Here is a 7,381-nt window from a genome sequence, read left to right as displayed (position 1 = left end):
TAACTGTAAAAATGTAGGCCTGATAAGCGCAGCGCCATCAGGCAACCGGCACCGCCGGATGGCGGCTCCGCCTTATTCGGCCTACAAGGAACGTGCTTTCTCTAACCACCGCAAAATGAAGGCAGAAATCTGCGATACATCATTAAGATCCAAAACGGGTACCGCTACGGCAAGTGGAATATCACTGGCAACCGCAATAACATGCTCATCAAGAATTAATTCTTCCTCGCTGTGCCCACATCCCTGACGAAAAAGTAAGATCTTCGCAACTGCCTCGTGTTTAAACCCTTCTACCAGCACCATATCCAGCTTTGATGCATCCATCCGGCTCACCAGCCATGCCAGATCCAACTCTTCTTGCCCCGGCGTTTCAGTCATTAACGCCCAGCGCTGCTGACTGGCAACCAGCGTCTGTGCCGCCCCGGCCTTACGTAATTCGTAGCTATCTTTACCCGGTTTATCGACATCCATATCATGATGGGTATGCTTAATCAGCCCTGGCCGAATACCGTGCGCACAAAGTGCTGGGATCAGTTTTTTCAGCAGTGTTGTTTTTCCCGTGCCGCTCCACGCGGCAATGGCGAGTAGCGGTATCATGGTCTCTTTTGCCATTTCGCGAGTTCCCCCGGCGTGTTGACGTTCACAAATGCCTCCTTACAATCACTGAAATCAACGGCGTGTCCGCCTACCTGGCGCATAAAAATCATTACCCGCCGCTCGCCTGCTTGCAAATAAGCTGTCAACTGGGGCTCAACGGCACGATTAATCAACGCGATCGTTGGATGATCGCGCTCTCCATCATGAACCCAAACCACGGGTGCACCATGACGCTGCGCTGCTAAACGATCGACCAGGGTGTGGGGGATACAGGGATTGTCACAGGGGCAAAACAGAAACCAGTCGCCTGCTACCTGCTGAAAAACGGAAAGCATACCCGCCAGCGGACCGGGAAAGTCAGCGATTGAATCCGGAATGACTTTCAGGCCGCTGGCCTGGTAGATATCCAGATGGCGATTAGCACTAATGACGACCGTAGCCAGTTGTGGCGCGAGCGCGTCGGCAACGTGTCGCCAGAGCGGTTTACCGTTCAGTTCAAGCAGACCTTTATCCACACCTCCCATCCGTCGGGCTTTACCGCCTGCCAGCACCACGCCGGTTATTACTTCATCCAGATTCACCGATATCGCCTCTTTTATTGTGGGATTGACCCTGCTACCGTGTCTGTATCAAGAATAAGGAGCACAGCTATGAAATGTAAACGCCTGAATGAAGTCATTGAACTCCTCCAGCCAGCCTGGCAGAAAGAGCCTGATCTTAATCTGACGCAATTTTTGCAGAAACTGGCGAAAGAGTCAGGTTTTGACGGCAAACTGGAAGATTTAACTGATGATATCCTGATCTACCATCTGAAAATGCGCGATTCCGCCAAAGACGCCGCCATTCCAGGGATTCAAAAAGACTATGAAGAGGACTTTAAAACGGCGCTTTTACGCGCCCGCGGCGTTATTAAAGAGTAAAACCTTGTAAGCGGCGCCACCGAAATCGTCACGAAATGATATCCTGAATCATTCGTAGTATTTTCCGGATGATGGGATGAACGACAACGCTTTTACTTTCCAGACGCTACACCCGGAAACCATCATGGATGCGCTGTTTGAACAGGGGATCAGGGTGGATTCCGGGCTGACTCCACTAAACAGTTATGAAAACCGCGTCTATCAGTTTCAGGATGAAGACCGTCGACGTTTTGTCGTTAAGTTTTATCGTCCTGAACGCTGGTCTGTTGATCAAATTCGGGAAGAACACCAATTCGCGCTTGAACTGGTGAAGGATGAGGTTCCGGTTGCCGCTCCGCTCGCGTTTAATGGCCAGACGCTGTTAGCGCATCAGGGCTATCATTATGCCATTTTCCCCAGCGTAGGCGGTCGTCAGTTTGAAGCAGATAATATCGATCAGATGGAGGCGGTAGGGCGTTATCTTGGTCGATTGCATCAGACGGGGCGAAAACGTCCTTTCACTTTCCGGCCTGACATTGGGCTTGCAGAGTATCTTTTTGAACCTCGCCAGGTATTCGAAGATGCCGCACTGATTCCCTCCGGGCAAAAAGCGGCTTTCCTGAAAGCCACTGATACTCTACTGTCTGCAGTTACCGAATGCTGGCGCACCGATTTCGCCACGCTGCGATTGCACGGCGATTGTCATGCCGGCAACATTCTATGGCGTGATGGACCGCTGTTTGTCGATTTAGATGATGCCCGTAACGGCCCGGCGATACAGGATTTATGGATGCTGCTGAACGGCGACAAAGCCGAACAGCGAATGCAGCTTGAAACCATTATTGAAGCTTATGAAGAAGTTAGTGAGTTCGATACGGCTGAAATTGGTCTCATTGAACCTTTACGCGCCATGCGTTTAGTTTATTATCTTGCCTGGTTGATTCGTCGTTGGGGCGATCCTGCGTTTCCGAAAAACTTTCCTTGGTTAACAGGGGAAGATTACTGGCAGCGACAGACAACGACTTTTATTGAGCAGACTAAAATTTTGCACGAACCCCCTTTACAATTAACGCCAATGTATTAATCGGAGAGAGTTGATCATGAAAAAGATTTGGCTGGCGCTGGCTGGTATGGTTTTAGCTTTTAGCGCCTCGGCAGCACAGATCAGCGACGGTAAACAGTATATCACGCTGGATAAACCGGTCGCTGGCGAACCCCAGGTACTGGAGTTTTTCTCCTTCTACTGCCCACATTGTTATCAGTTTGAAGAAGTGCTTCATGTGTCTGACAATGTGAAGAAAAAGCTGCCGGAAGGCACCAAAATGACCAAGTACCACGTTGAGTTCCTGGGGCCGTTGGGCAAGGAGCTCACCCAGGCATGGGCGGTGGCGATGGCGTTGGGTGTAGAAGATAAAGTCACGGTCCCGCTGTTTGAAGCCGTACAGAAAACCCAGACAGTACAATCTGCCGCGGATATCCGTAAAGTGTTCGTTGATGCGGGCGTCAAGGGCGAAGATTACGATGCAGCATGGAACAGCTTCGTGGTGAAATCACTGGTTGCGCAACAGGAGAAAGCCGCGGCTGACCTGCAACTGCAGGGCGTTCCGGCGATGTTTGTAAATGGCAAATACCAGATTAACCCACAAGGCATGGATACCAGCAGCATGGATGTTTTTGTTCAGCAGTATGCTGATACTGTGAAATATTTGGTTGATAAAAAATAAAAAGAACGCCGGTCACTGACCGGCGTTTTTATAAGATGTTTTAATCTCTTCTATCTGTATATCTTTCTTATCCCACAGCGTATTAAGCCAACGTTGAAAACGGCGTTTGAATGTTTTGTCGTTCACGTAATCGCCGTGCAGTTCTTCATTTATGGGTTCCAGTTGCACCCGAACAACAATACGCGTCAGCCTACCGCTTAGCATATCGTAGAAAGGGTGGCGATCGTTGTTTGGGTAACACAACGTAATATTAAGCAGCTTATCGAACTGTGAGCCTAAAACGTTAATCGCCATTGCAATACCGGCTGCTTTTGGCGGCAACAGATGTTGATAAGGTGAATGCGTTTGCTGACGTTTCTCATGCGTAAATCGCGAGCCTTCAACAAAGTTAACGATAGTGGTGGGATACCGACGAAACTTTTCGCAAGAGCGACGAGTTGTTTCAACATCTTTGCCGCGTCGATCGGGGTGGCGGAGCAAGTAGCTACGGGAGTAGCGCTTCATAAACGGCATATCTAATGCCCAGCACGCCAGGCCGATGAACGGCACCCAGGCCAATTGCTGTTTAAGAAAGTACTTATTCATTGGGATATGCTTGCGGAACAGAACGCAAAGCACAACGATATCGGCCCAGCTGCGATGATTACAAATCAGTAAATACCAATTTTTCTTGCTCAGCCCTTCTAACCCTTCTACATCCCATTGCAAGTGCGGATTAAGGCGTAACAGCGCTGCAAGACCAGCACACCAGCAATACATCATGAAATTGCAGAAAATGGAGACCTTGCGCCAGATACCGGGAACAGGCAAAAGAAGCTTTACCATACCGGCAATGATGATCGGTACTGAGCAAACAATAGTGACCAGGATGGTCAATACGATACTCAATGGGAGCGTGATAGCCGCGAGTATTCTCGTCATAATAAATTATTCAAAAGTTAGCCATAAACGGTGCGCGAAAAGGGCGCAAGGGGCTGATTCTATCAGAAAACGATGCTAATGATGGCGCTGAGTGAAATAGAAACACTCGTAACAACTATCCACATTATGATAACGGCATGAATCAGATAATCAGAAAAACGTGATGTTAACAACTCATTGAAAATAATGGGTAATTATTAAGATGAGAAGGCTATCGCGCTGATTTTAAAGTAATGGTAAGAATTTACACACAAAGTTATCCACAGGTTGTTTTGCGAGCGATCCTGAAGATCGACAAAACTTTTCCGCAAATGCGGCGAAAAACTCAAGTTTTCCTCCTGTATGTGGCATCCTTTAACCATAATCTGTTAAACAGGCACGGACATTATGGTTCAGATCCCAGAAAACCCACTTATTCTCGTAGATGGCTCATCCTATCTCTATCGCGCCTATCATGCGTTTCCGCCGTTAACCAACAGCGCGGGAGAACCTACGGGCGCAATGTATGGTGTTCTCAACATGTTGCGCAGCCTGATCATGCAGTATCAGCCGACGCATGCTGCGGTGGTGTTTGACGCCAAAGGAAAAACCTTCCGTGATGAGCTCTTTGAACATTACAAATCGCATCGTCCTCCGATGCCGGATGATCTGCGTGCGCAAATAGAGCCGTTACATGCCATGGTTAAAGCCATGGGGTTACCTCTGCTGGCGGTCTCTGGCGTAGAAGCGGATGACGTTATCGGTACACTGGCGCGAGAAGCGGAGAAGGTGGGGCGTCCGGTATTAATCAGCACCGGCGATAAAGATATGGCACAGTTGGTGACGCCGAATATTACGCTGATCAACACCATGACTAACACCATCCTCGGCCCGGATGAAGTCGTTAATAAGTACGGCGTGCCGCCTGAGCTGATTATCGACTTTCTGGCGCTGATGGGGGACTCCTCGGATAATATTCCAGGCGTACCAGGCGTGGGTGAGAAGACGGCGCAAGCTTTGCTTCAGGGATTGGGCGGCCTGGATACGCTGTACGCCGAGCCGGAAAAAATTGCCGGTCTCACTTTCCGCGGCGCCAAAACGATGGCCGCTAAATTAGCGCAGAATAAAGACGTAGCGTACCTGTCTTATAAACTCGCCACCATTAAAACGGATGTTGAACTGGAGCTGACCTGCGAACAGCTTGAAGTGCAGCAGCCGATTGCGGATGAACTGCTGGGCCTGTTTAAAAAATATGAGTTTAAGCGCTGGACGGCGGACGTTGAGTCAGGCAAGTGGCTACAGGCAAAGGGCGTGAAACCGGCGGCCAAACCGCAGGAAACGGTCGTTATTGATGAATCGCCCAGCGAACCGGCAGCGGCGCTCTCTTATGAAAATTATGTCACGATTCTGGACGACGTTACGCTGGAAAGCTGGATTGAAAAGCTGAAAAAAGCGCCAGTTTTTGCTTTCGACACGGAGACCGACAGTCTGGATAATATCGCCGCCAACCTGGTGGGCCTCTCGTTTGCTATCGAACCTGGCGTTGCCGCGTATGTACCTGTCGCGCATGATTATCTGGACGCTCCGGATCAAATCTCCCGCCAGCGTGCTCTGGAACTGCTGAAGCCGCTGCTGGAAGATGAAAAAGTGCGCAAAGTGGGGCAAAACCTCAAGTACGATCGCGGCGTCTTGCAAAATTACGGTATTGAGCTGCGCGGTATCGCCTTCGATACCATGCTTGAGTCTTACATTCTGAACAGCGTCGCCGGACGCCATGATATGGACAGTTTGTCCGATCGTTGGCTGAAGCACAAAACTATCACCTTTGAAGACATTGCCGGTAAAGGTAAAAACCAGCTCACCTTTAACCAGATCGCACTGGAGGAAGCGGGGCGCTATGCGGCAGAAGATGCGGATGTCACGTTACAGTTGCATCTCAAAATGTGGCCTGAGCTCCAGCAGCACAAAGGCCCGCTGAATGTTTTCGAAAACATCGAAATGCCGTTGGTGCCTGTACTGTCACGCGTTGAGCGCAATGGCGTAAAAATCGATCCTGCCGTCCTGCACAAACATTCGGAAGAAATCACGCTACGTCTGGCGGAACTGGAAAAGAAAGCGCATGACATTGCGGGCGAGGCGTTCAACCTGTCCTCGACGAAGCAGTTGCAGACCATCCTGTTTGAAAAGCAGGGTATTAAGCCGCTGAAGAAAACGCCTGGCGGCGCGCCGTCAACGTCGGAAGAGGTGCTGGAAGAGCTGGCGCTGGACTATCCGCTGCCGAAAGTGATTCTGGAGTATCGTGGTCTGGCGAAGCTAAAATCCACCTATACCGATAAGCTGCCGCTGATGATTAACCCGAAAACCGGGCGCGTCCATACGTCCTATCATCAGGCGGTAACGGCGACGGGACGTTTATCGTCCACCGATCCGAACCTGCAAAATATTCCGGTGCGCAATGAAGAAGGCCGCCGCATTCGTCAGGCATTTATTGCGCCTGAGGATTATCTCATCGTGTCTGCGGACTATTCACAGATTGAGCTGCGTATTATGGCGCATCTTTCCCGTGATAAAGGACTGCTCACGGCGTTCGCCGAAGGGAAGGATATTCACCGCGCAACGGCGGCGGAAGTCTTTGGCTTGCCGCTGGATAGCGTGACCGGGGAACAGCGCCGAAGTGCGAAAGCCATTAACTTTGGCCTGATTTACGGGATGAGCGCCTTCGGTCTTTCTCGCCAGCTTAATATTCCGCGTAAAGAGGCGCAGAAGTATATGGATCTCTACTTCGAACGCTACCCTGGCGTGCTGGAATATATGGAGCGCACCCGCGCTCAGGCAAAAGAACAAGGCTATGTGGAAACGCTGGAGGGACGCCGTCTTTACCTGCCGGATATTAAATCCAGCAACGCGGCGCGGCGCGCGGGGGCGGAACGCGCGGCGATCAATGCTCCCATGCAAGGAACGGCTGCCGATATCATCAAGCGCGCCATGATTGCCGTCGATGCCTGGCTACAGGCCGAGCAGCCACGCGTGCGGATGATTATGCAGGTACACGATGAATTAGTGTTCGAGGTGCATAAAGACGACTTAGATGCGGTAGCAAAACGTATCCATCAGTTGATGGAAAACTGCACGCGTATTGATGTGCCGTTGCTGGTAGAAGTCGGTAGCGGGGAAAATTGGGATCAAGCGCACTAAGCATTTAAGGAATAACGCGCTTTTTTCGTAATTAAGCAACATAAGCACGGGGGTTTTGTGATGGGT

The 7,381-nt window shown here is 50.4% G+C and carries 7 protein-coding genes; 4 read left to right on the top strand and 3 right to left on the bottom strand.

Annotation, left to right across the window (positions count from 1 at the left end):
• Positions 1-81: 81 nt before the first annotated feature.
• Complete coding sequence (gene mobB, locus ACLD4F_RS20750) at positions 82-597, bottom strand: molybdopterin-guanine dinucleotide biosynthesis protein MobB (RefSeq protein WP_010989085.1); 516 nt, start codon at positions 595-597, stop codon at positions 82-84.
• A complete protein-coding gene (mobA, locus tag ACLD4F_RS20745; protein ID WP_411011011.1) occupies positions 594-1,178 on the bottom strand; it encodes a molybdenum cofactor guanylyltransferase MobA in 585 nt (194 codons plus the stop codon). The genes mobB and mobA overlap by 4 nt, the downstream gene beginning before the upstream one ends.
• A 69-nt stretch (positions 1,179-1,247) precedes the next feature.
• On the opposite strand from mobA, the gene ACLD4F_RS20740 reads away from it, so the two are divergent.
• From ACLD4F_RS20740 to dsbA, 3 genes are all read left to right on the top strand, one after another.
• Positions 1,248-1,517 carry a YihD family protein gene (locus ACLD4F_RS20740; protein WP_000649858.1) on the top strand — a complete coding sequence of 90 codons (270 nt, stop codon included), beginning with the start codon at positions 1,248-1,250 and terminating at the stop codon, positions 1,515-1,517.
• 76 nt (positions 1,518-1,593) lie between these two features.
• The gene (locus tag ACLD4F_RS20735; protein WP_000999264.1) at positions 1,594-2,580 is read left to right on the top strand and encodes a serine/threonine protein kinase; all 987 of its coding nucleotides are present in this window, start codon (positions 1,594-1,596) and stop codon (positions 2,578-2,580) included.
• A 16-nt stretch (positions 2,581-2,596) separates the two neighbouring features.
• A complete protein-coding gene (dsbA, locus tag ACLD4F_RS20730; RefSeq protein WP_000725364.1) occupies positions 2,597-3,220 on the top strand; it encodes a thiol:disulfide interchange protein DsbA in 624 nt (207 codons plus the stop codon).
• A 12-nt stretch (positions 3,221-3,232) separates the two neighbouring features.
• Here the strand turns inward: dsbA and ACLD4F_RS20725 are convergent, their stop codons facing one another.
• A complete protein-coding gene (locus ACLD4F_RS20725; protein ID WP_000196890.1) occupies positions 3,233-4,141 on the bottom strand; it encodes an acyltransferase in 909 nt (302 codons plus the stop codon).
• A gap of 387 nt (positions 4,142-4,528) precedes the next feature.
• On the opposite strand from ACLD4F_RS20725, the gene polA reads away from it, so the two are divergent.
• Positions 4,529-7,315, top strand: a complete 2,787-nt coding sequence (gene polA / locus ACLD4F_RS20720; RefSeq protein ID WP_000249963.1) for a DNA polymerase I — start codon at positions 4,529-4,531, stop codon at positions 7,313-7,315.
• The last annotated feature ends 66 nt before the right edge of the window (positions 7,316-7,381 follow it).

It is taken from the genome of Salmonella sp. 741265050_HSA, assembly GCF_046569445.1.
GTDB classification, from domain to species: Bacteria; Pseudomonadota; Gammaproteobacteria; order Enterobacterales; family Enterobacteriaceae; genus Salmonella; species Salmonella enterica.
This window is presented reverse-complemented; position numbering and strand designations above follow the sequence as displayed.

What these genes read in the sequence shown, in the direction of transcription:
- ACLD4F_RS20735 (WP_000999264.1), top strand. Translation starts at nt 1,594, where the DNA reads ATGAACGACAACGCTTTTACTTTCCAGACGCTACACCCGGAAACCATC.
- mobB (WP_010989085.1), bottom strand. Translation starts at nt 597, where the DNA reads ATGATACCGCTACTCGCCATTGCCGCGTGGAGCGGCACGGGAAAAACA.
- dsbA (WP_000725364.1), top strand. Translation starts at nt 2,597, where the DNA reads ATGAAAAAGATTTGGCTGGCGCTGGCTGGTATGGTTTTAGCTTTTAGC.
- polA (WP_000249963.1), top strand. Translation starts at nt 4,529, where the DNA reads ATGGTTCAGATCCCAGAAAACCCACTTATTCTCGTAGATGGCTCATCC.
- ACLD4F_RS20725 (WP_000196890.1), bottom strand. Translation starts at nt 4,141, where the DNA reads ATGACGAGAATACTCGCGGCTATCACGCTCCCATTGAGTATCGTATTG.
- ACLD4F_RS20740 (WP_000649858.1), top strand. Translation starts at nt 1,248, where the DNA reads ATGAAATGTAAACGCCTGAATGAAGTCATTGAACTCCTCCAGCCAGCC.